Source organism: Mesorhizobium sp. WSM4844 (assembly GCF_055811775.1).
Genome location: NZ_JBVVQB010000011.1, coordinates 52,329 through 74,975, shown reverse-complemented (window position 1 = coordinate 74,975; position 22,647 = coordinate 52,329). Strand labels below are relative to the sequence as shown.

The window sequence follows — 22,647 nt, the reverse complement described above, 5'->3', positions numbered from 1 at the left end:
GAGAGGTAACACGATGAAAAAACTGCTTATTGCGCTGATGACCGCGGCGGCGGCATTGTCGCTGGCGGCGACCGCCGAAGCGCAGGAAAAGCTGAAAGCCTGTTGGGTCTATACCGGACCGATTGGCGATTTCGGCTATTCGTACCAGCATGACCAGGGCCGCCTGGACGTGGAGAAGGCGCTCGGCGACAAGGTCGAAACCGCTTATCTGGAGAACGTCTCCGAGGGTCCCGATGCCGATCGTGCCTTCGAGCGCCTGGCGCGCGAAGGATGCAAGATCATTTTCGGCACGTCCTTCGGCTTCATGGACCCCGAAGTAAAGGTCGCCAAAAAATTCCCCGACGTGATGTTCGAACACGCGACCGGCTACAAGACATCAGAAAACCTCGGCATCTACAACGCACGCTTCTACGAAGGCCGCTACATCCTCGGCCAGATCGCCGCCAAGCAATCGAAGTCGGGCGTCGCCGGCTACATCGTTTCGTTCCCGATTCCCGAGGTGGTGATGGGTATCAATTCCTTCATGCTCGGCGCCCAGTCGATCAAGCCGGATTTCAAGGCGAAGATCGTCTGGATCAATTCATGGTTCGATCCGGGCAAGGAAGCCGATGCCGCCAAGGCTCTGTTCGACCAGGGTGCCGACATCATCGTCCAGCACACCGACTCGACCGCTGCCCTGCAAGTCGCCGAAGAGCGCGGACTGCAGGGCTTCGGCCAGTCTTCTGACATGATCAAGTTCGCCCCCAAGGCGCAGTTGACCTCGATCGTCGACGATTGGGGCCCGTACTATATCGGCCGGGTGAAGGCCGCGCTCGACGGCACATGGAAACCCGGCAATGTCTGGCTGGGCATCAAGGACGGCGCCGTTAAAATGGCCCCTTACACCAACATGCCCGACGACGTGAAGGCGATGGCGGAAGCCACCGAGAAGAAGATCGTCGAAGGATGGAACCCGTTCACCGGCCCGATCGCCAAGCAGGACGGCACGCCGTGGCTGAAGGAAGGCGAAGTCGCCGACGACCCGACGCTGCTCGGCATGAACTTCTACGTCAAGGGCGTCGACGACAAGCTGCCGCAGTAAGCGCAAGCCTTGGCTCGGCCGGCTTTCGCCGGAACAGGAGAGGGTGCCTTTGGGCGCCCTCTCTTCATCTGCAGAGCTTAACCTGCCCGGCTGCGAATCCCACTCGCGAAAGTTGAGCGGGCGACTATCGTGTGAACGCCCGTAGGCAGCCGGATACGATCCGATGTGGGAGCGAGCGCCGGGCGCCCATCCGTCGTGATCTGCCATATCTCGACGGCGCCGCCAAGCGGCGCTTCCTCATTGCGGTAACGGTTCACGCCAACGAAGAGCTTTTGTCCCGTGCGATCAAAAGCGAGACCTTGCGGCAGCACGCCTGCGAGCGGCCATTCGCCGTGCGGCGATAGCCCGCCTGTTTCAGCGTCCAGCTGATAGAGGCTGAGCGACGCGTGCTCCGTCCAGTCGCGCGAGCCATCTGGCTTACCGGTGCCGCGAAGATTGGACGTGACAAGAAAGCGGCCGTCGGGGCTGAAGGCGATCGTCTCGGCGCCCCAGCCGCCAAGCGCGATGTGAGGCACGGTGTGCCTTGCTGCGTCGCCCGTCGTCCCGACATCGGCAAGCCGGACCGTGGTGAGAATGCCCTCCTGAACGCCATAGAAACCAGCCGTATCGATTCCCCATTGAACATCGGAGGTGATGTAGTAGCGGCCGTCCGGCGAAAAACGGCCGACAAAGGGGAACTTGTTCGTCTGGATGCGATTGCCCCAGGGACGAATAGCAGAAACCGTTCCGTCCTCTCCGCGCAGCACCTCGTAGAAGGCAACCTGACCACGGTCGACGAGATTGACCCCGACATAGCGGCCGCTTGGATGCCACTGCACCCAGGTCGCCTTCAATGGAATGAAACCCGTTGACGGCTCAAGACCGAGGCCGAAGCTGGAAGCTTGGCCGAACCGACCCTCCCTGACCGGAACGAAAGTGAGTTCGTGTTCGGCGTCGGCAGTAATTGCGGCGATGAGATCGCCAGCAGGATTGAGATGGATCGCCTGCGGCTGGATTCCGATCCGCACGCTGTCGACCACCGCCGAGTGGCCGCCATCGAACTGGATCGATCGGATCGTGTCGCCTTGCTGCAACTCGTCAAGGCGGGTCGCCCGTTCGGAGCGTTGACGGAAGGTTTCGGCGACGAAAACGAACTGGCCATCCAGGGAGACGTCTAGTGCTCCGGGCGGCCCATACGTCGAATTCGAAACCTCCGTCATCGCGCCAGAGCGAGACCGCTCTGTCGGCGAGGTGATGATGGACAGCGTATCCTGATAGTGAGGATCTGGAGGCCCGAGCTCGCCTGTCTCGTAGACGGTCGGCACCATATCGACATCCGACAACGCGAAGACGGTCGCTCTGCGACTTTCGGCCGGCTGAGCGCTTGAGAGGTTCGGCATCAGGAATAGAACAACAGCAGCGAGAGAACAGCGTCGCATCGATGTCTCCATTTCGATTGATTGCGCCTATTTTCGGGGTTCGCTTTCAGTCGTCAAATCGATATTTGATATCTCAATATTCCTCTCAGTAATAAGAACTCGGAGGTCCAGCATGAATCTGGCTTCGATCGATCTGAACCTGCTTGTCGCCTTCGGCGCTCTGCTCAGTGAAGGCAGCGTGAGCGGGGCGGCAGCCCGTATCGGGCTGAGCCAGCCAGCGATGAGCAAGCGCCTCGCCCATCTGCGTCGGCTCTTCGCCGACGATCTCTTCGTCCGTCATGCCGATGGCGTGCGGCCGACCGAAAAGGCGCTCGACCTCGCCGATCCGATCCGGGCCGCGCTACGCCAGATCCAGGATGCGCTGGGTGGGTTCGGCCAGTTCTCGCCGGAGCGATCGGGTCGCATCTTCAGGATCGCGACCACCGATCACATCGCGGCGACTTTAATGCCCAGACTGATGCCGGCGCTCCGTTCAGCGGCGCCGAGAATTTCGATCGTCCTGCGCAGCCTACACCGACAGGAAATCGTCGATTGTCTCGAGAAGGGCTCGATAGACCTTGCGATCACCATCCTGCCCGATGCGCCGACGACGATCAAACGTGCATCACTCTTCCACGTGAACTGGCTATCGATCGTCTCGGCCGAGCATCCTGAGATCCGCGACGCGATGACGCTCGAAATCTTTCTTAAGTATCCGCACTTGCTGGTCACTCATGTCGGCGATCTGAAGGGCTACATTGATCGCCTTCTGGACGACCGCGGCCTGAAGCGGACCGTTGCAATGAGCCTGCCGTATGCGCTCGCAGTGCCGGCAATCATCGCCCAGACGGACATGATCTGCACCTTGTCGGCAAACGTGATCCGGCTGACGAATTGGCCGCGCGTGCGCTCTTTTCCGCTGCCCTTCGACTACTTCGGTTATCAGGAAACTCTGCTATGGCATCGGAGGAATGACAGCGACCCCGGTCACGCCTGGCTTAGGCGAATGCTTGTCCGTGCAAGCGAAGCAGTCACGTCCTAGAGCTCTTTGCGTTTTCGTCGAACCATCGCGCTTTAACTCTTAATTCTAATGCATTTTGTCGGACGCCAAACGAAGACGTTTGGCTGCAAAATGCTCTAGCAGAAGAGGTCTTCACCCGGCCGGCGATCAGACCGCCGAGCCGTAGAGATCGTAGGCGTCGGCACGGTCGATCTTGACGGTGACGATGTCGCCGGCACGCAACGGGCGCCGCGACTGGATATGCACCGAGCCGTCGATTTCGGGTGCGTCGTATTTGGTGCGGCCCTTCGCCGAAGTGCCATGCGCCTCGTCGATCAGCACTGGCAGACGCTTGCCGACCTTCCTGGCGAGTTGCGTCGCCGAGATCTTCTGCTGGCGCTGCATGAAACGGTGCCAGCGCGCCTCCTTGATTTCCTGCGGAACCTGTTCGAGGCCGAGGTCGTTGGAGCGGACGCCCCTGACCGGCTCGTATTTGAAGCAGCCGGCGCGGTCGATCCTGGCTTCGTCCAGCCAGTCGAGCAGCATCTCGAAATCGTCGTCCGTCTCGCCGGGGAAGCCGACGATGAAGGTGGAGCGGATCGCCAGATCCGGACAGATTTCGCGCCAGCCGCGAATACGGTCGAGCGTCTTTTCGCCATGGGCGGGCCGGCGCATGTTCTTCAGCACTCGCGGCGAGGCGTGCTGGAACGGGATGTCCAGATAGGGAAGGATCTTTCCTTCGGCCATCAGCGGGATGACATCGGCGACATGCGGGTAGGGGTAGACATAGTGCATGCGTACCCAGACGCCGAGCTTGCCGAGTTCCTCCGACAGATCGAGGAATTTGGCCCGCACTTCGCGATCGCCGAACATGCTGGTCTGGTATTTGATGTCGATGCCGTAGGCGCTGGTGTCCTGCGAGATGACCAGGATTTCCTTGACGCCGGCCTTGGCCAGTTTCTCGGCCTCGCGCAGCACGTCGGCCGCCGGCCGCGAGACGAGATCGCCGCGCAGCGCCGGGATGATGCAGAAGGTGCAGCGGTTGTTGCAGCCCTCCGAAATCTTGAGATAGGCATAGTGGCGCGGCGTGAGCTTGACGCCTTGCGGCGGCAAAAGGTCGACATAGGGATCGTGGCTCGGGGGCGCGGCCTCATGCACCGCAGCCATCACGCTCTCGTAGGCCTGCGGACCGGTGATGGCGAGAACGTTGGGATGTTTTTCGCGGATGACGTCCGGTTCGGCGCCGAGACAGCCGGTGACGATGACCCTGCCGTTCTCCGAAAGGGCGGAGCCGATGGCATTGAGCGATTCATCGCGAGCCGAATCGAGAAAGCCGCAGGTGTTGACGACGACCAGATCGGCGCCGTCATGCTTGCGCGCGATCTCATAGCCCTCGGCGCGCAGGCGCGTGATGATGCGCTCCGAGTCCACGAGGGCTTTGGGGCATCCAAGGCTGACGAAACTGACGCGAGGGGCAGACATTTGCGGTTTCCAATGGACGCGGGCCGGAAACCCTTAGGCCCGGCCCGGAAGTCTCGATGCATGTTGATCTTTTGAACTTTCGCAGAAGCTCAATTCGCACGGCGCAATAACATAGTTCCGCAATCAGGCAAACTGAGGAATGGCTTGGCGCCTCGGGCGGGCCTGCACTGCTAAGACCGGCACTGCTCAGGTTTCAATGACCGCCCGGCCCGAACCAGGGCGCCAGGAACGCAAACTGTTCGGGCCACTGCTGCACAGCACCATCCAGAAGCATCTTCACGGCGACATAGAAAATGATCACCAGGCCGATATAGGCGATCCAGCGGTACTTATGCAGGAGGCGAGCGACAAACGAAGCGGCGAAGCCCATCAGCGCAATCGACAGCGCCAAGCCGATGATCAGGACCGTCGGATGGTCCATCGCCGCGCCGGCGACTGCAAGGACGTTGTCGAGAGACATCGAAACGTCGGCAATGACGATCTGCCAGGCTGCCTGAGCGAAGGTCTTGCGCGGCCCCTTGCCGCCAATCGTCCCGCTTTTGTCGTAATCGACATTCGACAACGCTTCCGTCGCGTCATGTTCCTGCTCGTAGCTGACACGCAACTCGCGCCACATCTTCCAGCACACCCAAAGCAGCAGCAGGCCGCCGGCTATGAGGAGAATGGGGCCGATGGTGAGAAGCCACTGGGTGATCAGGGCGAAGAAGATGCGAAGCACGGTGGCCGCCGCAATGCCGACGAGAATCGCCTTCTTGCGCTGATCCGACGGCAGGCCCGCCGCAGCAAGGCCGATGACGATGGCATTGTCGCCGGCAAGCACAAGGTCGATGGCAATGACCTGGAGCAGGGCCGCGAGGCCGGCGGCGGTAAAAATTTCCATCAGCTGGAATTTCCTTGCTTGGTCGCCAATCGTTCGTGCCCGGACGCCCTAACGTGTATGGTTCCCGTGCGTCAAGGCTCCATGGCGATAAAGACGGCAAACTGCCTATCGCGGGCGACATCGCCAGCAGCCGGTGAAAGCTGCCAATCGAACGACGCCCCGGTCGTCAGGACGCATTGCACCGCAGACGCCCGCTCACAGTGCAGGGGTGCGCGTGGTTGCCAACGGGACCGGCGCGGAGGTCATGTTCGTGCTGTTGAGGACGCCGGACATGGCGGAGGAGATATTCGCTGCCGACGCCGAGGCCGTGCAGCGCGACCTCAACAGCCTGAAGGCAATGCTCGAACGCTGAGCTTCCAAAAACCGCGAAAGGAGAAGATCATGGCCAAATCCAGCAACGACAAGCGCATCGATTATGTCGAGTTTTCCGTCGGCGACATCGCGCGCTCGCGCGACTTCTATGGAAAGGCCTTCGGCTGGTCCTTCAAGGACTACGGGCCGAGCTATTGCGAGTTCAAAGACGGCCGCCTGACCGGCGGCTTCGCTCTGGGCGGCCAGGGCAAGGCGGCAGGCGGGCCGCTGGTGATCCTTTATGCTGACAAGCTCGACGAGACCCAGCGCCATGTCGAGGAAGCCGGCGGAAAGATCGTCAAGCCCGCCTATTCCTTCCCGGGCGGCCGCCGCTTCCACTTCTCCGATCCCGACGGCTACGAGCTGGCGGTATGGTCGGATAAGTGAAGAGGTGAGGGGGCGCCGAGCCGGGCCCGGCGCCTCTATCGAATGGTGTGGGGCCGAATGGTTTAGGCGAGCCCATCGGACTTAATGCCCCTCTTGGCGTCAGCCGCGGAGATTGAACACTGGCCGGGCGGGCCACGATCCGATTGCGCGGCTGGGGTCTCCGCGCTGAACCGCTTTGGAGATACCTGCCGCTGCTGTTGTAACAAATCATTTTCGCATCGTATAAGGCTGGCCTGAGGACCATCGCATACCGCACGGCGCATGACGGAACCGACACGAACGACAATACGGCAAAGGCTGTATGCTTTTTTGATTGCAGGCCTGGGCGGGCTGGCCGCATCGGCAATCTCGTTTTCAATGACGCTCTACGAAGCTGCCCATCCGCCAAAGGTGCCGGTTGTGCAGGCAGGCCAGCAAATCGATGCCGGTCGCTGGTTTGTGACCTTGCGAACGGCACGTGTCGGAACCGTGCCGCCGACAGGCGTTCCCCCATCGCGGCCCGTGCAGCTCGTGATGGTGGACATGGATGTGGTGAACCGTTCCGCCACCCCCAACAACGTGCTCCATCGCGTCGTCACGCTCAGCGCGCCGGCGCAAAAGCTGCCGATGCCAACGGTTTATCTCGAGCGTGACAAGTATCTGGCGGGATACTTCAATCCCAACATGCCGGAACGCCTGACCATGGCCTGGGAGTGGCCGGCCGGTGTGCCCGTGCCCGACAAGGTGACGATCACCGTCACCGGCCAGATCTACAAGCTGCGCGACAATGTCTACGGCGCAAGCGGGTGGTTCGACCGTGATCCGGTTGCGACGGTCGATCTGCCGGTGGAGAAGGCGCCATGATGCGCATGGTGCGTTCGGCGCTGGCGCTGCTGTTGGCTGCCGCCGTGCTCTACGGCATGCAGCATACGCGTCCGCTGTACAGCGACATTACATCGCCGATAGTCGCTTCGGGCGGCATGAACAAGCGTGTGGAGGCCCGCGCCTTCGCGCTTTCGCTGGACAGCGCCAGGGTGGCGCGTGTTCTCAACGTCGAGACCTTCGGCAAGTCAAAGACCTACACGAGTTCCGGCGTATGGGTTGTGGTCGAAGGCGAGGCCGAAGCGAAATTCAAGTCCCTGGGTCTCACATCGGGCGAGTGGCTGAGCCGCAGCGGCATCCGTTATGTCCTGACCGACCGCTTGTGGGCGACGATCGAAATGATGCCGGGCGATGTCTACCAGCCCGGGCTGCCACGCCGGGTGCTTCTGGTGTTCGAAGTGCCGGAGGATGCCGTCGCCGGCGGGACCGTCGTGGTCGCACCCACAAAATTGCTGCCGCTCGACGACGAGATCCGCATCGCCACGACTATTTCCGGCAAGGACATCGAGCCGGCGATCACCATACGCCGCAACGAAGAAAGGCCGCCATGGACAGTTCTCCCGCAAAGGTGAGGTCAACGCGGCGAGGCTACTGGCTGAGCATGATGGCGCTGGTGGTCGCACTGCCTGCCGCGCTGGCCGTGCAGACGTGGGGAAGCATCAAGGACTGGCGCTCCCAACATGTGCGCCAGCCGCTATCTGCGAGCCTGGGACAGCCGATCGATTATGCCGGCGCCAGCTGGACCGTGACACGCTTCACCAGACTGGCAGGCAGCGCGGGAAGCGCCGTCGTGCTTGCCGAATTCGAAGCTCTCGCTGCCGACCCGAAAGCGCTCGGCTCGGTACCTTGCGAGGTGCGGCTTTTCGATGGCAGCGGTCGCGAATGGCGGCCAACCCTGTTTGCCGATCCGGTGGTCAGGAAACAGTATCCGGAGGCCGAGCAACGGTCCCTGTGCGGCGGCATGGCATTCGCGGCGACGGAGCCCGGCAAACCGGCACGGATGGCTGCCAGTTTTTCGATCCCACCTGCGGCGAGCGGCCTCAGGCTGTCGATCGCCCTCTACTCGGCGCTGCCGAGTTATCTCAGCGTCGGCGAGCCGCGGACCTGACGCCATTGTCTGCGCCAGCCATGGCGACCGCGGCCTCGAGCACGGCTGCAAGCAGCGCGACCCGGACCGCGTCGAGCAGGATTCCGCCGTCGAGTTCGCTTGGGCTGCCGATGAACAGGCTGATGGCATCGGCGAAGATCTGCCAGGTCGCGAGATCGTGCGCTCCGATCAGCCTCGTCAGTCCATACCATGTCCAGGCGCCGGCCCAGGAGATGGCCTGATAGGCAATGACGAAGGTGACAAGCGTGGCCAAGCCGGCACTGAGCGTCAGCTTGACGCAAGTCCACACCGGCGAATAGCGGCTGCGGTAACCGCCAACGAAGTGAGACGCGAAATCCTTCAGCCACTTCTGCCAGGAGGTCGCTTGGGATGGCGCAGGACCGGAAGCGGCCGGCGCGGAAAGCTCATAGCCGTTGATGATCGCTGCCATCACCAGCCAGACAATCGGCAGCAACGCGAAAAAGAATAAATTCTGAAGCTGCTCGCCGAAGGGAAGCGGCCGGAACTCCACGGGAACGAACTGGCCGGCCGCGGCCGCCTGACTTATCGGCGCAAGCAAATCGAGGCTGAGTTGTTGCAAAGCGGCGCCTGCGCCAAGCCAGCGGATGAACTGGTCCTTCCATACGCCGAGCGCATAAAGGCCGATGAAGACCCAGGTTGCGTCCGTCGCCACGATCAGCAGCCGCCAGTAGGGGTGAGACGCGCGCGCATCCAGTCGCTTGGCGGCAAAACGCACCAGCCAGCATATGACGATCGACAGTGCCACGCCGCTTGACTGAAGAATGGCGAAGATGTCGACGCTCTTGCCGAAATCGGCCTGGGCGAGCGCCATGCGCGAATATTCGCGAACCGTATCGCCAAGAAAACCCCAGGCGGCATAATAGGCAAAGAACGGCAGGATCGCAGCGGCGGTAATCGCCAGGACCGGCTCGCGCTTTGTTTCGTGCACTGCCTTTTTGGCTTTTTGCCTCAGCGCCGCCACCGCCGGCATATGCGGCCGGAGCACCACGAACATGATGACCAGCACCGTCAGCTTGGCGAGGACCACCAGCGACAGCATGACCATTCCGCCCAGCGGGAATTGCAGGCCGATCGTCACGGCGCCCTGAAGCAGCAGACCACGAGCGATCATGCCCAGGCAGCCGACAAGCAATAGCTGCGGCCAGCACTGGACAAGCAACCGCGCGGTTAATGCAAGCGGCCGAAAAATGTCCTCAATTGCCGTGGTCAAATTCAAACCACCTGGAGTTGAATACGATCGGAGGCGCCCTTGCAGGCGATGAGCTGCGGTTCAACCATGGCGTTCGGCCTCCGTCAAATAAGTTCATGGCGCAGACATGCTCGGCCAAGTTGTTTCCGGGCGATCGGGGTCCCCGTCATCTTCCAAATCAATTCACCAGTTCGCCAAAACCCTTTGGAATCACAGGGAAGTCGAACCTGGCTCTTAACCGCATAAGCAGCGTTGAGTTATTGCCATGCCCCATGCGCAGTCAATAGCTTGTGCTTTTCGAAGATCGCCAGTTTCTGCGGATAAGTGATCCGCACCTTGGCGTTGCACCCGTCGCATCTGAAGTGGGCGATCGTTTTCAGCGCAGAGCCCTTCCTTACCGCCGGATGCGAGCAAGCCGGACAAGCAAATGTGAGGGCAACATCAGACAGGTCTTCGGCCAAACCCATTTCCATCTCCTTCGCAAGCGCTGTGGCTACACTCTGGCGAGACTCAAAAGGCAATTACGATGCCAATCCGGCTGTGCCAAAGCGGGACAAGAACGATTCGTCAGGGAAAGCCGCCAAGCTAGCGCGCCTGTTCTGCGCCCTTTGGACGACGAAGCGACCTGACCTCCTCCAGCAGTTCGCGCTCACTGGTCGTAATGTTTCGGAAGATTGCGACAATCATCACCGCCAAGGCTTCGGCATCCCGGCTCAAAGGGGCGATGTGTTCATCTGCGCAAACCTGATCGTACACGCGTTCACAAATAGCCAGATCGTGAGGGCTGAGGCGGGTGCGATTGAAACGCCGGTGCGGCATTTGCGAACCTTCGAGGCTCGCTGCCCGTGCAAAAGAAGCGGGCCTTCGCAACAAACGCGAACCGTTGAGTGGTTGTTCCCGGCTACAAGCTTTTGTTACACCGACCAACGGGCAGGATCCGCGTCTCGGCTCCATGCGATTACGCCAAAGTGGCCATCGTGGGATGGCGTATAAATTCGTCTGTGGTCGTCATTTGACGACTGTTCAAAGCGGTAACCGTTGAGCATTCTCAGCGCCAAGCGCGGGGCCGGAGATGTTTTTCAAACAGAATCCACAGAATCCAATGGATCATATAGCGGACGATCCCATTATCCGCTGCGATATCGCAGATCGGGTATTAAAGGCCGCCGAGAGCGATGGAAATCTCCCGATTGCGTGGCGCGTGTACAGATCGCCGCAAGTTGCAGAAAAAACCTGTCTAACCCGCGCGTCTCTTGGCCCAATGCATGTTGCGCCAAAGCATGCCCTCGGGCCTGACACGAGGCTCCGCAACCGAGCGGCCGGCGCCGCTTGGGGGCGTTGGGGTAAGGACGCTTGACGGCGCCGGCCAGGCGGATTGGGGGGTCCGCCGCCGCTGGATAGTACCGATCTTGGCAAATCAAGTAATTCCGTTATCGCGGAATATCAGCAGCCGGTCGACAACGCTCAGTCCTTTGAATCGTCATCGCCTTGCACAGAGCCATCGTTTTCATCTGCCAGGCTTTCAAACCCGGCCAGCTGCCGTCGGCCACTTCTTTGGCGAGGCCTACCAGGGCGTCGACCTCTTGCATCTGGTCCACATGACCGCCATTGGCGACGTGTTTGCGGATCCTCTTCAGTTGGTCAGAGGTTCGTCGCAACGTTTGCGCGATTGACAGCTTCTTGGCCACGCCTGCATCTCCTGCATCCCAACCAACCATCCAGACGAGCAAGCGTTCCGGCGGGAAAGCTTTTGCGACAAAAGTCGATACTCCATCGACCGGCTCGATCCAGCCCCTCTCAACTGCGAACAGGCTGTCCCGGCATCAAAAGGTGCGCCGCAATGGGTCAACACGTCTGGCACCGCAATTGCTTGGGCATCAATGGGGGGCGAGTGGGGGGCCCGCCGCTTCGCAAATGGAGCGGCGGGGCTTTTTTTGCGTTTTCGGCCATTATCCTTCATTGGCAAGTGCTCAATGATGCAGCACCTCGCCAAAGATGATGCCGCTGATGTGCTTGTTGGTTCTAATCCTGAAAGTCCGCGCCTTCCATTGAGCAAGTTCGAGTGGCCCGGCAGCTCTATTGGGGGACTGTCAGCAGGCCGCCGGGCCAAGACCGCCAGCGTGCTTAAGAGGAGGCGCTGTGCTGGCTGAGCAAAACCTGCGCTCAAGTCAACGCAATAGCATCATTCGAACGAACACTTCCGTCCATCCAGATCTCGTTGTTTTTGATGCCGCTTCGCCGCCGGGCAGGTGAGGGGCGGGCGCCGCTGACTTCTTAGTCGCCTGCGATGCCAAGGCCCGCTTTCCTTAGCGAGCCGAGGAAAAACTCGACATCTTGCGAACGGGCCAACCGCGCCGAAACCACCTGGCGCATGTTCTTCACCAAATCAGGTTGATTTTGGTTCAGCCATGCGACCTCGCGATCAGCCGCGATTTTGTATCCTCCCTCGCCGAAAACGGCGGCGGCAAGCAGATGATAGATCGGATTCGACGGAAATGGCGATTTGTTGATCCACATAGCTGCCTGCGTATAATCCCCGCTGAAATACGAGCAGAGAGCCAGATCCACGTCATAGTAGCCTGATCCCGGGTTCTTCTGACGCGCCTCCGCTATCAACTGGCAACCGTCATGCCAATTTCCAGAAACCGCCAGGCGCTCTCCATATTCACCCATAAACTCGGTGTCGTTCGGGTTGATGGTTAAAGTCTGCTTGCCCACTTTCAATGCGGCATCGATCTCCTTGTGGAAATAAAGCGCAACCATTTCGGCCTGGCGTCCCCGGACGTTGACAGGATCAAGCCCCACAGATCGCCTTGCCGCCGCCAAGGCGCGATCGAGCGCAGCGGCGGACTCTTCGGGGTCGGCTGAAAACTCGAATCGGTAGTCATCTATGTAGATTAGCGAGAGAAGACCCCAGGCGGTGGCGTAGGTCGGAAAGCGATCCACTGCCTTCTCAAGGCACCCGCGTACCGATGACCGGCTTTCTGCATCGACACCGACCCGATATGCGTAGAAAGAAAGCGTGCAAGAGTAGGCGGCCCAATCGTCGGGCGGATTGACGACGTGGAGATTGGCGTCTGCCTGAAAGATGACGCCATATGCCTGGGCCAGGCTCGATGACACATTACGCGCGATGTCCGTCTGGACTTCCACAAGCTGCGCCACCTTCAGCCCGCCATCATAGCTTTCTGCCCACAGAACCGAGTTGTCCGCCCGGTTGAGCAGCCGGACCCGAAGCCGGAAGGCATCGGTCGACAGGTTCACGCTTCCGGCCAGGACAAATCTTGCCGGCGAGATCGATGGATCCTCCCCCTTTGCGGCCGACTCCACGACCACGATATCCTTGAATTTGGAAAGCTGGCTGACGACTTCCTGCCTCAATCCGCTCGCAATCGCCCTGGAGGCTTCCGTTCCTGAAAGGTCGTCAAACGTCTCGACCAGCAGTCGCGGGATCTCAGGCGAAGTCGGGCGAACGTCGCTCCTCGCCAATCCCAATGCCAGAACAGCCAATGCCGCGACGATTGCCGCAAGAGCCACCGTCAGCCATGATGCCTTCATCCATCGAGCAGGGGGCGAGACTTTCTCTGCTCGGTCGACAGGCAAGTCCGGCTCAATGGTCTCGAGGGGCGATCGCACCGAGAACGTTGGAACGTAACCGCCTTTCGGGATCGTGATGAGAATAGGATCGTCGTGTCCGGCAGTCAGGTAGTATCGTTCGAGCCCGCGCCGGAGGTGGCCAGCCTCGATCCGGACAATCGGATCCGTCTGCGGGTCGAAGGACATGTCACGGCCGAACACTTCGACTGCGATCGAATAGGCCTTGATACGATCACCGCGACCCGCCAGCGTCTCCTCCACCACATGGCTGAGGAAGCGGCGCTCGCGACCGGTTGCATCGAAGTCCGCGCTGTTGAGGATCAGGGCAAGCTGGGCACGACAATCCTCTGGGGCGAGCCCATGCTCCCTCCCTATGGCTGGTTCCGCCCGGATCACCTTGGTTCCCTCACCTGACGTTCTGGGGGTGACCACTCCCAGTTATATTTCTTTTGTCGCCGGTTACCCTCGCTGCGCAATTTATAACCGCGAGCCTGTTCTTGCAATACTCCCAGTAGTCTGAACGGATAACGCTGGGACGACGGCGACGGTTCGCGCAATGCACCGGCGGATGACAACGGATCAAAGAGTTAGGCGGCCTCGCCGGCAGCGCAATTTGAATTTGCGATTTTAGGCTTGGTGCCGACCGCTATGGATGTTCAGAAATTACCCTGTCGCCCACGTAACTTACATTCCGCAGCCGCCTGCCTGCGATAGGCTACGGTGGTTTCGGAAAAACACGAATTTGCGCCATGAGGATGGACGACGAACCGGCTGATAGACAAAGAGCGGTCTCGGCGGCGGTTCGTCGGTTCCCGCAATTTGAATTGGCGATCCATCGGCTGTTGGGCCGAAGTGAGGGCTTTCAGGATATGTGCGAGGAACTTGCAGAAGCGGAGCTGGCACTCTTGAGGATCGACAAGGTCCCGCCGGCATTGCGCGAGTCCAGACGAGCCGAATGGCAGGAACTGGTGGATCGGTTGGTTGGGGAGGTCGGAGCCGTGCTGCGCGCGGATGCCGCCCGGAAACCGCACGTCATTCCTTGGCCGCCACGCCAGAATTAAGCGGAGGCTGGCTTGGAATTTCTGTCTGGCAATCGACCTCCACAAATTATAGCAGCCGTGCTCCCGGCCCTGCTTGTCGTCACGGTAAGCCCCGATAGCGGACCCGACGGGCTCGATTGCACACGGGACTGCTGTTCCCGAAGTAGGCCCGGCACTGTTCGTCCGTGACAGCAACAAAATGAACCGCTGTCGACATGAGAGACGATCGGAAACCGATATCCATTAGCTGAGCGGCGCGAATAGATATATGTTGTCGCTGCGGGCGCGATCGCATCGGACATGAAGTAAAAGACGGAATTAGAGGGGACTTCGATATGGGAATCATCCGAGCTCTCGTATTGGCTTCGGCGGGAACAGCGGCAGCGCTGTTTGCGGTGCCGGCGATCGCTGCGGACGCTGCGACGCAACTTCCTGAAGCCGCCCCCGTGCCTGCTGAAGCCGCGCCGGCCTGGACCTTCGCCGCAAAACCCTATTTCTGGATGGCAGGCATGAAGGGCAGGGTCGGCGTCAGGGGCCTGTCGCCGGTAGATATCGACGTCGATTTCGGCCAGATCTTTGACCACATCGATTGGTCTCCCCCGCCGGTCATGCTTGCCGGTGAGGCGCGCAATGGCCGCTACGCTCTGTTCACCGACTTCATATACCTGGGACTCGAGGCCGATGGCACGTCGCCCGGCCCGTTGGCTCTTTTCTCGGCCGAAGCGAACATGGACACGGTGGTGTGGACCTTCGGCGGCTCCTATCGGGTCTTCGATAATGGCACCGCGACCCTGGACGTTCTGGCCGGCGGGCGGCTCTGGCACCTCGATGCGGATCTGACCGTTACTGGCCCTCTCGCCGTAAGAGAGGCCAGCGGCAGCAAGACCTGGGTCGACCCGATTATTGGCGTGGCCGGCGACGTTGCTCTCGGCAACGGATTCGGACTCCATGGCGAGGCGGATGTCGGTGGCTTCGGCCTTGGCGCCGACATCGATTGGCAAGTGCAGGGCACGCTTCAATACCGGTACAGTGATTGGGTCACGCTGGAAGCGGGCTATCGCTACCTTGCCGTAGACTACGACGACGACCGATTTGTGTTTGACATAGCAATGCAGGGACCAATCATCGGCGCCAGATTTCGGTTCTGATTGGATCTGAGCCTGGATGACTTCGAACGGGAGAAGAGTTTGGGGAACAGTTTCGTGAGCCCGTCCAAAGTCAGGCGTGTCAGCAATTTTTTGTTGGCATCGGCGTTGGTTGGCCTGCTGTGGGGGTGCGCGTCCCGTCCGACGAATGTGCTGCTGCCCGTGGCCGATACCTCGCCGTCCTCCAGCAAGGTGGAGATGCTGGTCACAACGACACGCAGTCGTTCCTCCAATCCGGCACAAATGTTTACGGGCGAGCGCGGACTGGCTCCCTCGTTCGCGGAGATTACGGTGTCGATCCCTCCGCCATCGGTCCGAAAGGTTGGAGAGGTCGCATGGCCCAAGAAGCTGCCGTCAAACCCGGCGACTGATTTCGCCGTCGTACAGGCCCAGGAATTGACGATCGAGACAGCAAAGGGGTGGCTTAGCGCCTCTGTCAGGAAGAGCCCGGATCACAGTGTCCTCGTCTTTATTCACGGATTCAACAATCGCTTTGAAGACGCGGTCTATCGCTTTGCGCAGATCGCAAAGGACACGGACACGCAGAGCGTCCCGATCCTGGTCACCTGGCCCTCCCGAGGCAGTGCGCTGGCGTATGGCTACGATCGTGAAAGCACCAACTACACGCGAAATGCGCTTGAACTGCTGTTCCAATACCTTGCACGCGATCCCCAGATAAAGGAAGTTTCGATCCTCGCCCATTCGATGGGCAACTGGCTTGCGCTGGAAGGCTTGCGCCAGATGGCCATCCGCAATGGCGGCCTTCCGAAAAAGTTCAAGAACGTCATGCTGGCCGCGCCAGACGTCGACGTCGATGTGTTTCGCACTCAGATTGCCGACATGGGCAAACAGCACCCGCAGTTCACCCTCTTTGTCTCGCAGGACGATCGGGCGCTCAAAGTTTCGCGGCGGGTCTGGGGCGATATCCCTCGACTCGGATCGATCGATCCGGAACAAGCTCCATACAAGGAAGAACTCGCCAGCAACAACATAACCGTCATCGATCTGACGAAAATCAAATCCGGAGATCGTTTGCATCACGGCAAGTTCGCGTCGTCACCGCAGATCGTGCAACTGATCGGGGCGCGTATGGCCGGCGGCCAGACGTTGACCGACAACAGGATAGGCCTCGGCGACACGATCATTCACGCAACGACCGGTGTGGCGGCAGCGGCGGGCAGCGCGGCAGGGTTGGTGATTGCCGCACCCGTTGCAGCCGTCGATCAAAACAGCAGAGAAAATTTGGGCAACCACATCGGCGCCTTGACGGGTTCCCAGGCCAGCCAGAAATCGAGAGCTGGCAAGGAATGTGTTGGCTCCGCCACAAAAGATTGCAAGAGGTAGCCCCTCGGTTGGCCTGCGCGGGGTAATTTCGAGGTTCTCCGGCTCTAAGTGGCTCGGCAAACCTAGCGGCCGCTGCGCGGCCAAGGAGATGATCGGCTCGCAATCGATGCTCACAGAAAATTTCGGCACGACTCCTCACACGCTCAGCAGCGGCTTTGTTGTTGCCCTGTTACGTGCTTGCCCACGTAAATTACATTCCGCCCCGGATCTTTGGGGCCTACCATCCATGCAGGAGCGAAAGAAGTAGTCTTCGGAGTATCACACTCGAATGGCTCTGATGCGAGATGCTGTCGTCTTGGACCGAACCATGGATGCGACAGCAGGGGCGCAGGAAAGCGTATGATATTGCTCAGGGAGCCTCTGCTGCATTTTGCCGTCATCGGTGCGATCCTGTTTGGCGGCTATTCCTGGCTGAACGACAGGCGTATCGAAGCCACAGCCGCCGAGCCGATCCGGATCGGTGAAGGCGACGTGCGCTGGCTCAAGCAGACCTGGTCGAGCCAATGGCTGCGTGAGCCAACCGCCGATGAGCTCAAGGGTCTTGTCGACGATCTGCTGAATGAGAAAGTGATGGCGCGCGAAGCGCAGGAGATGGGCCTTGAGCAGGACGACACCATCATCCGCCGCCGCCTGGCGCAAAAGCTGAAATTCCTTGTCGAGGACACGGCCCAGCTTACCGAGCCGACCGAAGCGGAACTGCGGCAGTTCCATGCCGCCAACCCTGCACACTTCGAGACGCCCGGAAAACTCTCGTTCAGGCAGGTCTACTTCAACCCGGAGCATCGCAAGGATGCCGCGGCGGACGCGACCGCCGCGCTGGGTGCGCTGTCAGCGAATACAGAGGACGGTTCGACCGCGGGCGACCGGCTGCTGTTCGGCGACAGCTTCGCCGAAACCGACGAGTTGGCGCTGTCCGGAATGTTCGGTGCCGATTTTGCGCGCGCGGTGTTTGCACTCGAAGCCGGCGGATGGCAGGGGCCGATGAAATCCGGCTACGGCTTTCATCTGGTGCTCGTCACGCAGCGTACAGCGACGGCGCTGAAGCCCTTCGAGACGGTCAGGGATGCGGTCCTTTCTGAGTGGCGCTCTGCGAAGCAGACCGAGTTGAGCCGCGATTATCTGATCGCGCTACGCAACAAGTATGGCGTCGAGTTGGACGACACCACGAAAGCGGTATTGGGGTCTGAGCCCGCACCGAAAGTGGCCACTCAATGAACCCGCCGACCAAATGGCCTGCACTCGTCCGAGGTGCCCGCGCCGCGACCCAGTGCGTTCGGCTGGTTGTGCTGACAGCGGCCATCGCCATGCTGTTCTCGGAGGTTGCCTCGGCGCACGAGGTGCGCCCAGCCTACCTCAGCGTTCAGGAAGAGGCGCCGAACGAGTTCAGCGTGCTGTTCAAGACACCGATGCAGGGTGACGCGCGACTGGCGCTGTCGGCAGCATTCTCGGGCAAGGTCGAGAACCTCACGTCGGTCGTCTCGCGCCCGACCGGCGACGCAATGGTGCAGACCTGGCAGATGCGCGCGGTCGAGCCGTTGGAAGGCCAGGTGGTATCGATTGACGGCCTGCAAAACACGATGACCGATGCGCTGGTGCGCGTCGAGTTCGCCAGCGGCGACGTGTGGATCGAGCGGCTGACGCCCGGCGCCCCGGAAGCGACGATTCCGGCAACTCCAAGCCGCTGGTTTACGGCCGCCGCTTATTTCAAACTTGGCGTCGAGCACATTCTGTCAGGCTTCGATCATCTGCTTTTCGTGCTTGCCCTGCTCATCATCACCGCGGGCTCGTGGCGGCTCGTCAAGACGATCACCGCCTTCACCGTCGCGCACAGCATCACGCTCGCGCTGGCGACGCTCGGCTTTGTCAACGTACCCTCGCCGCCGGTCGAAGCGGTGATTGCGTTGTCGATCGCGTTCATCGCGGTCGAGATCGTCCACGTACGGCAGGGGCGCAGAAGTTTAGCCGCTCGAGCACCCTGGCTGGTAGCATTTGCTTTCGGGCTTCTCCATGGCTTCGGTTTTGCCGGAGCCCTTAGCCAGATCGGACTGCCGGCCGGGCAGATTCCGGTCGCACTTCTGTTCTTCAACCTCGGCGTTGAAATCGGACAGCTTCTTTTTGTCGGAGCCGTGCTTGCGCTGGTCGCACTGATCCGGGTCCGCAGGCGATCGCTGCCGGCCTGGCTGGATCTCGTGCCGCCATACGCTATCGGCACGATTGCAATGTTCTGGGTGATCGAACGTGTGGCGACCTTTTGAGATTGTCGGGAAGGGCGGCATATGAACACCTCGCGCAGGGATCGGCGAACCGGGCTGACAAGCGCAGCACTGGCATCGCTGATGTGGGCGTTCCTGCTGACCGCGACGCCGGCGCATGCTTGTGTGCTCTGTATGCCCTATCCCAAGGTGACGAATGCCGACCAGGTTGTCGGGAGCGGCACGGCGGTCTTCGCGCGCGAGAACCCGGCAAGACCTTTCTCCTACGTAGTGCTGGAAACATTCAAGGGACGCTACGACGGCAGCGCCATCCCTCTGTTCCTCGATTCGACGACGGCCCGCGCCCTCCAGCTGTATCCGGCTCTCCAGGTCATTCTTGTCCAGAACGGTCCCGGCGGGGCCTGGAGGGCGCTTGGCATGGCGGGGCGCGAGTATCAAAGTGTAATGCGCCAGGTGGCTCAATGGGACATGAGCTCGAAGACGCTGGCCGAACGCGCGGTGTTCTTCGCCACTTACCTCCGGCACGAAGATCGCAGGCTCGCCGAACTGGCCTTCCTCGAAGTCGCGCGCGCGCCCTACGCAACGCTGCGCGATCTCGAGACAAGAGTTGCGCGTGACGACATCTATCGAATCGTCAACGACTTGTTTCATGTCGAATGGCATGGGCTCTACATCCTCATGCTCGGCATGTCGGACCGCCCGGACGACATCGCCTTCGTTCGCGGAAAACTGAAGACCGCGGCGGAGCATGGGCTGACGATCAACCTCGGTGCCTATGCCACTGCGCTCATCGAGATGACGGGCGCGGACGGGGTGACGCGGCTCGCGGAAGAATACTTCGTCGAGCCGGGCCGAAGTCATGCTGAGCTGCTCGAAATCGTGAGAGCATTGTCGGTACAGGGGACGGGCGGGGCAGTCGAACTGCGGTCCGCGATCATCGAAGCTTACGGTCGGCTGCTCGCGCATCACCCCGAGCTTGCCGGGAATGTCGCAAATGACCTGTCCGATTGGAAAGTGGTTCGTTTCGTCCCCCGGCTGCGTGAAATCCTGAATGCGGGCGTTGGCCTGGACGAAGCATCGCATTTCGCGATCGCCATGTACCTTTCAAGCGCTGATGAAGGCAGGAGTTCCAAGGCCGTGTTCACGCGGTCCGGTGGTCTCCGATGACCAGTTTTCCAGGGAATGATTCGCTTGGGCATGCACCCACAGTTGGAGGAGGACTATGGTGAGAACGTTCGGACTTCTGCAGTTTGTTTCGGTCGCCGCTCTTGGAACAGCAAGCCTGACAGGCGCGCTGCCCGTTGCGGCGCAGGATACCCTGCTGGATTCCGGTTCCTTGGACAAGGGAACCGCCGACCAGCTCTATCCGGCCAAACGGCCCTATTCTCCCTGGGCCGGGCGCAACTTCCCGACCCGGCCGCTGTTCGGCGACACCCACACCCACACATCCTTCTCCTTCGATGCCGGCGCCTTCGGTGCGCGCCTTGGACCGCGCGATGCCTATCGCTTCGGCAAAGGTGAGGAGGTGATGGCATCCTCCGGGCAATTGGTGAAACTGTCGCGGCCGCTCGATTTCCTGGTCGTCACCGACCATTCCGACAATATGGGCTTCTTCAACGACCTGTTGGCCGGCAAGCCTGATATCGTGGCGGACCCCAAGGGACGACGGTGGTACGACATGATCCAGTCCGGCCAGGGCGCCGCTGCCGCGATCGAGCTCATCACTGCTTTCGGTGCAGGGGAGCTCACCGGGCCGCTGCTTTATTCTCCCGACTCCGCCCCCTATCGCTCGGCATGGCAGGAGACTATCGACGCGGCGGAGGAGGCGAACGATCCAGGCCGCTTTACGGCGGTCATTGGCTACGAGTGGACTTCCAACACGAGCGGCAACAACCTGCATCGCAACGTCATTTTCCGCGACAATGGCGATCTCGCCCGCCAGATCGTGCCTTTCACCGTGCTCGCACCGGGCAGCGATAATCCGCGCGACCTGTGGAAGTGGATGGCGGCCTATGAGGAGAAAACCGGCGGCGACGTGCTCGCCATCGCCCATAATGGCAACCTTTCCAATGGCCGCATGTTCCCGATGATCGAGCCGGGCGTCGACAAGCCAATAGACCGCGAATATGCGGAGACGCGCGCCAAGTGGGAGCGTCTCTACGAGGCGACACAGATCAAGGGCGACGGCGAAACGCACCCCTTCCTGTCGCCAAATGACGAATTCGCCAACTTCGAGCGCTGGGACAAGGGCAATCTCGACCTGACCGTCGTAAAGACGCCCGATATGCTGGAGTTCGAATATGCGCGCTCGGCCCTGAAGAACGGGCTCAAGCTGGAGCAGGAACTCGGGGTGAACCCCTACAAGTTCGGCATGGTCGGCTCGACCGACGCGCATACCGGGCTTGCTGCCGTCGAGGAGGACAATTTTTTCGGCAAGACATCCAGCAGCGAGCCGGGGCCGGCCCGCGCCACGCACCCGTTCGTCAAGACCGAGAAGGCCACCATTATGGGCTGGGAGCAGACCGCTTCCGGCTACGCGGCGGTCTGGGCGACCGAGAACACCCGCGAGGCGATCTTCGACGCGATGGCACGCCGGGAGACTTATGCCACAACCGGATCGCGGATGCTGGTGCGGCTCTTCGGCGGCTTCGATTTCGTTGAAGCCGACGCCAATACCCGCAGCCCTGCTCTCATCGGCTATACCAAGGGCGTGCCGATGGGTGGCGATCTCACTGCCGCGCCGGAAGGCAAGGCGCCGACCTTCCTGGTTGCAGCGCTGAAGGATCCGATCGGCGCAAACCTCGATCGCTATCAAATCGTCAAGGGATGGCTGGATGCTACCGGAAAGGTGCAGGAAAAGGTCTACGACGTTGCGTGGTCTGGCGATCGCAAACCGGGCGCGGACGGCAAGGCGCCCGCTGTCGGCAGCACTGTCGATGTCGCCGACGCCACCTGGACCAACACGATAGGCGCCCCGGAACTGGTCGCCGTCTGGACCGATCCGGAGTTCGATCCGACGCAGCGGGCGTTTTATTACGGCCGCGTCCTGGAGATCCCGACGCCGCGCTGGACGGCCTACGACGCCAAGTATTTCGGAGTGAAAATGCCGCCGGAAGCGACAATGGAGATGCAGGAGCGCGCGTACACCTCGCCGATCTGGTACAATCCGGCCGGCTAAAGGAAACGCCGGATTTTGCTTGGCTGGTGTTGGGGCAGGCGGATCGTGCGCCGCCTGCCAAGACAAGAAGGCTCAAACACGGCTTTGGTTCAAATGATGGCTTGGCTTCGAGAGCTGCTTTCGCGCCAGGCGACCTCGTTAATCTTGCGGACATTGTCATTCGTGACCGACGCTGTGATCTCCGCGAAGGCTGACGTCATCCCGCGTCCCGCCGAACATATTGCCTGGCCCTGGAGGCTCTCGCCGCCAGTTGTCGCGACGGCTCTCGCCCTGAATTCCTTGCTGATAGAGCGGACATTTCGGCGTGCAGAGCGCACACATTTGCGGGGATCCAACTCCACCGCGTGCCGGGCGAGGGCCAGGGCACGACCGA

At 60.9% G+C, this 22,647-nt stretch carries 23 protein-coding genes; 15 read left to right on the top strand and 8 right to left on the bottom strand.

The window, feature by feature from the left end; all coding sequences use genetic code 11:
• Positions 1-13: 13 nt before the first annotated feature.
• Positions 14-1,081: a BMP family ABC transporter substrate-binding protein gene (locus AC0L2A_RS11890; protein WP_023801834.1), complete on the top strand. Its 1,068-nt coding sequence runs from the start codon at positions 14-16 to the stop codon at positions 1,079-1,081.
• 77 nt (positions 1,082-1,158) lie between these two features.
• On the opposite strand, the gene AC0L2A_RS11885 is transcribed toward AC0L2A_RS11890, so the two are convergent.
• Positions 1,159-2,499, bottom strand: a complete 1,341-nt coding sequence (locus AC0L2A_RS11885; RefSeq protein WP_473608946.1) for a beta-propeller fold lactonase family protein — start codon at positions 2,497-2,499, stop codon at positions 1,159-1,161.
• A gap of 112 nt (positions 2,500-2,611) precedes the next feature.
• Here AC0L2A_RS11885 and AC0L2A_RS11880 point away from each other — a divergent pair, with 112 nt between their 5' ends.
• A complete protein-coding gene (locus tag AC0L2A_RS11880) occupies positions 2,612-3,520 on the top strand; it encodes a LysR substrate-binding domain-containing protein (protein ID WP_473608944.1) in 909 nt (302 codons plus the stop codon).
• A 126-nt stretch (positions 3,521-3,646) separates the two neighbouring features.
• Here the strand turns inward: AC0L2A_RS11880 and rimO are convergent, their stop codons facing one another.
• Together rimO and AC0L2A_RS11870 are read right to left on the bottom strand one after the other, a co-directional pair.
• On the bottom strand, positions 3,647-4,960 hold the full coding sequence (gene rimO, locus AC0L2A_RS11875; RefSeq protein ID WP_473608943.1) for a 30S ribosomal protein S12 methylthiotransferase RimO: 1,314 nt from the start codon (positions 4,958-4,960) through the stop codon (positions 3,647-3,649).
• A 193-nt stretch (positions 4,961-5,153) separates the two neighbouring features.
• Positions 5,154-5,840 (bottom strand): TerC family protein, encoded by a 687-nt coding sequence (locus tag AC0L2A_RS11870; protein WP_023801832.1) that lies wholly within the window; start codon positions 5,838-5,840, stop codon positions 5,154-5,156.
• 214 nt (positions 5,841-6,054) lie between these two features.
• On the opposite strand from AC0L2A_RS11870, the gene AC0L2A_RS11865 reads away from it, so the two are divergent.
• The 5 genes from AC0L2A_RS11865 to AC0L2A_RS11845 all read left to right on the top strand — a co-directional run bounded on the left by AC0L2A_RS11865 (position 6,055) and on the right by AC0L2A_RS11845 (position 8,547).
• Positions 6,055-6,192 (top strand): hypothetical protein, encoded by a 138-nt coding sequence (locus tag AC0L2A_RS11865; RefSeq protein ID WP_473608941.1) that lies wholly within the window; start codon positions 6,055-6,057, stop codon positions 6,190-6,192.
• A gap of 29 nt (positions 6,193-6,221) precedes the next feature.
• The gene (locus AC0L2A_RS11860; RefSeq protein ID WP_473608940.1) at positions 6,222-6,578 is read left to right on the top strand and encodes a VOC family protein; all 357 of its coding nucleotides are present in this window, start codon (positions 6,222-6,224) and stop codon (positions 6,576-6,578) included.
• A 261-nt stretch (positions 6,579-6,839) separates the two neighbouring features.
• Positions 6,840-7,421 (top strand): hypothetical protein, encoded by a 582-nt coding sequence (locus tag AC0L2A_RS11855; protein WP_473608939.1) that lies wholly within the window; start codon positions 6,840-6,842, stop codon positions 7,419-7,421.
• Positions 7,418-8,011 carry a hypothetical protein gene (locus tag AC0L2A_RS11850; protein WP_473608937.1) on the top strand — a complete coding sequence of 198 codons (594 nt, stop codon included), beginning with the start codon at positions 7,418-7,420 and terminating at the stop codon, positions 8,009-8,011. Before AC0L2A_RS11855 ends, AC0L2A_RS11850 begins: the two co-directional genes overlap by 4 nt.
• Positions 7,987-8,547: a hypothetical protein gene (locus AC0L2A_RS11845; RefSeq protein ID WP_473608936.1), complete on the top strand. Its 561-nt coding sequence runs from the start codon at positions 7,987-7,989 to the stop codon at positions 8,545-8,547. Before AC0L2A_RS11850 ends, AC0L2A_RS11845 begins: the two co-directional genes overlap by 25 nt.
• Here the strand turns inward: AC0L2A_RS11845 and AC0L2A_RS11840 are convergent.
• From AC0L2A_RS11840 to AC0L2A_RS11820, 5 genes are all read right to left on the bottom strand, one after another.
• Complete coding sequence (locus tag AC0L2A_RS11840; RefSeq protein WP_473608935.1) at positions 8,522-9,679, bottom strand: hypothetical protein; 1,158 nt, start codon at positions 9,677-9,679, stop codon at positions 8,522-8,524. The two genes, AC0L2A_RS11845 and AC0L2A_RS11840, sit on opposite strands and share 26 nt — an antisense overlap.
• 335 nt (positions 9,680-10,014) lie before the next feature.
• Positions 10,015-10,224 (bottom strand): hypothetical protein, encoded by a 210-nt coding sequence (locus tag AC0L2A_RS11835; protein ID WP_473531955.1) that lies wholly within the window; start codon positions 10,222-10,224, stop codon positions 10,015-10,017.
• A gap of 118 nt (positions 10,225-10,342) precedes the next feature.
• Positions 10,343-10,684 (bottom strand): hypothetical protein, encoded by a 342-nt coding sequence (locus AC0L2A_RS11830; RefSeq protein ID WP_473608934.1) that lies wholly within the window; start codon positions 10,682-10,684, stop codon positions 10,343-10,345.
• Between the two features lie 503 nt (positions 10,685-11,187).
• On the bottom strand, positions 11,188-11,445 hold the full coding sequence (locus AC0L2A_RS11825) for a hypothetical protein (protein WP_473608932.1): 258 nt from the start codon (positions 11,443-11,445) through the stop codon (positions 11,188-11,190).
• 586 nt (positions 11,446-12,031) lie between these two features.
• Positions 12,032-13,138: a hypothetical protein gene (locus AC0L2A_RS11820; protein ID WP_473608931.1), complete on the bottom strand. Its 1,107-nt coding sequence runs from the start codon at positions 13,136-13,138 to the stop codon at positions 12,032-12,034.
• Between the two features lie 309 nt (positions 13,139-13,447).
• Between AC0L2A_RS11820 and AC0L2A_RS11815 the strand changes: the two genes are divergently transcribed.
• The 8 genes from AC0L2A_RS11815 (at position 13,448) to AC0L2A_RS11780 (ending at position 22,274) form a co-directional block, all read left to right on the top strand.
• A complete protein-coding gene (locus AC0L2A_RS11815; protein ID WP_473608930.1) occupies positions 13,448-13,768 on the top strand; it encodes a hypothetical protein in 321 nt (106 codons plus the stop codon).
• Positions 13,769-14,109: 341 nt separating this feature from the next.
• The gene (locus AC0L2A_RS11810; protein ID WP_292548255.1) at positions 14,110-14,415 is read left to right on the top strand and encodes a hypothetical protein; all 306 of its coding nucleotides are present in this window, start codon (positions 14,110-14,112) and stop codon (positions 14,413-14,415) included.
• A gap of 338 nt (positions 14,416-14,753) precedes the next feature.
• Entirely contained in the window at positions 14,754-15,542 is a 789-nt protein-coding gene (locus tag AC0L2A_RS11805) for a porin family protein (protein WP_473608928.1), read from the top strand.
• A 90-nt stretch (positions 15,543-15,632) separates the two neighbouring features.
• Positions 15,633-16,883, top strand: a complete 1,251-nt coding sequence (locus AC0L2A_RS11800) for an alpha/beta hydrolase (RefSeq protein WP_473609012.1) — start codon at positions 15,633-15,635, stop codon at positions 16,881-16,883.
• Positions 16,884-17,354: 471 nt separating this feature from the next.
• A complete protein-coding gene (locus tag AC0L2A_RS11795) occupies positions 17,355-18,098 on the top strand; it encodes a peptidyl-prolyl cis-trans isomerase (protein WP_473608927.1) in 744 nt (247 codons plus the stop codon).
• On the top strand, positions 18,095-19,138 hold the full coding sequence (locus tag AC0L2A_RS11790) for a HupE/UreJ family protein (protein ID WP_473608925.1): 1,044 nt from the start codon (positions 18,095-18,097) through the stop codon (positions 19,136-19,138). Before AC0L2A_RS11795 ends, AC0L2A_RS11790 begins: the two co-directional genes overlap by 4 nt.
• Positions 19,139-19,219: 81 nt before the next feature.
• Complete coding sequence (locus AC0L2A_RS11785) at positions 19,220-20,263, top strand: hypothetical protein (RefSeq protein WP_473608924.1); 1,044 nt, start codon at positions 19,220-19,222, stop codon at positions 20,261-20,263.
• 55 nt (positions 20,264-20,318) lie between these two features.
• Positions 20,319-22,274 (top strand): DUF3604 domain-containing protein, encoded by a 1,956-nt coding sequence (locus tag AC0L2A_RS11780; RefSeq protein WP_473608923.1) that lies wholly within the window; start codon positions 20,319-20,321, stop codon positions 22,272-22,274.
• Positions 22,275-22,647: the final 373 nt, after the last annotated feature.

Bases quoted from the DNA above. Each gene is read 5' to 3' on its own strand.
- AC0L2A_RS11890 (WP_023801834.1), top strand. From the start codon at position 14: ATGAAAAAACTGCTTATTGCGCTGATGACCGCGGCGGCGGCATTGTCG.
- AC0L2A_RS11835 (WP_473531955.1), bottom strand. From the start codon at position 10,224: ATGGGTTTGGCCGAAGACCTGTCTGATGTTGCCCTCACATTTGCTTGT.
- AC0L2A_RS11855 (WP_473608939.1), top strand. From the start codon at position 6,840: ATGACGGAACCGACACGAACGACAATACGGCAAAGGCTGTATGCTTTT.
- AC0L2A_RS11845 (WP_473608936.1), top strand. From the start codon at position 7,987: ATGGACAGTTCTCCCGCAAAGGTGAGGTCAACGCGGCGAGGCTACTGG.
- AC0L2A_RS11780 (WP_473608923.1), top strand. From the start codon at position 20,319: ATGGTGAGAACGTTCGGACTTCTGCAGTTTGTTTCGGTCGCCGCTCTT.
- AC0L2A_RS11880 (WP_473608944.1), top strand. From the start codon at position 2,612: ATGAATCTGGCTTCGATCGATCTGAACCTGCTTGTCGCCTTCGGCGCT.
- AC0L2A_RS11785 (WP_473608924.1), top strand. From the start codon at position 19,220: ATGTGGGCGTTCCTGCTGACCGCGACGCCGGCGCATGCTTGTGTGCTC.
- AC0L2A_RS11840 (WP_473608935.1), bottom strand. From the start codon at position 9,679: ATGATCGCTCGTGGTCTGCTGCTTCAGGGCGCCGTGACGATCGGCCTG.
- AC0L2A_RS11790 (WP_473608925.1), top strand. From the start codon at position 18,095: ATGAACCCGCCGACCAAATGGCCTGCACTCGTCCGAGGTGCCCGCGCC.
- rimO (WP_473608943.1), bottom strand. From the start codon at position 4,960: ATGTCTGCCCCTCGCGTCAGTTTCGTCAGCCTTGGATGCCCCAAAGCC.
- AC0L2A_RS11810 (WP_292548255.1), top strand. From the start codon at position 14,110: ATGGACGACGAACCGGCTGATAGACAAAGAGCGGTCTCGGCGGCGGTT.
- AC0L2A_RS11860 (WP_473608940.1), top strand. From the start codon at position 6,222: ATGGCCAAATCCAGCAACGACAAGCGCATCGATTATGTCGAGTTTTCC.
- AC0L2A_RS11850 (WP_473608937.1), top strand. From the start codon at position 7,418: ATGATGCGCATGGTGCGTTCGGCGCTGGCGCTGCTGTTGGCTGCCGCC.
- AC0L2A_RS11870 (WP_023801832.1), bottom strand. From the start codon at position 5,840: ATGGAAATTTTTACCGCCGCCGGCCTCGCGGCCCTGCTCCAGGTCATT.
- AC0L2A_RS11885 (WP_473608946.1), bottom strand. From the start codon at position 2,499: ATGCGACGCTGTTCTCTCGCTGCTGTTGTTCTATTCCTGATGCCGAAC.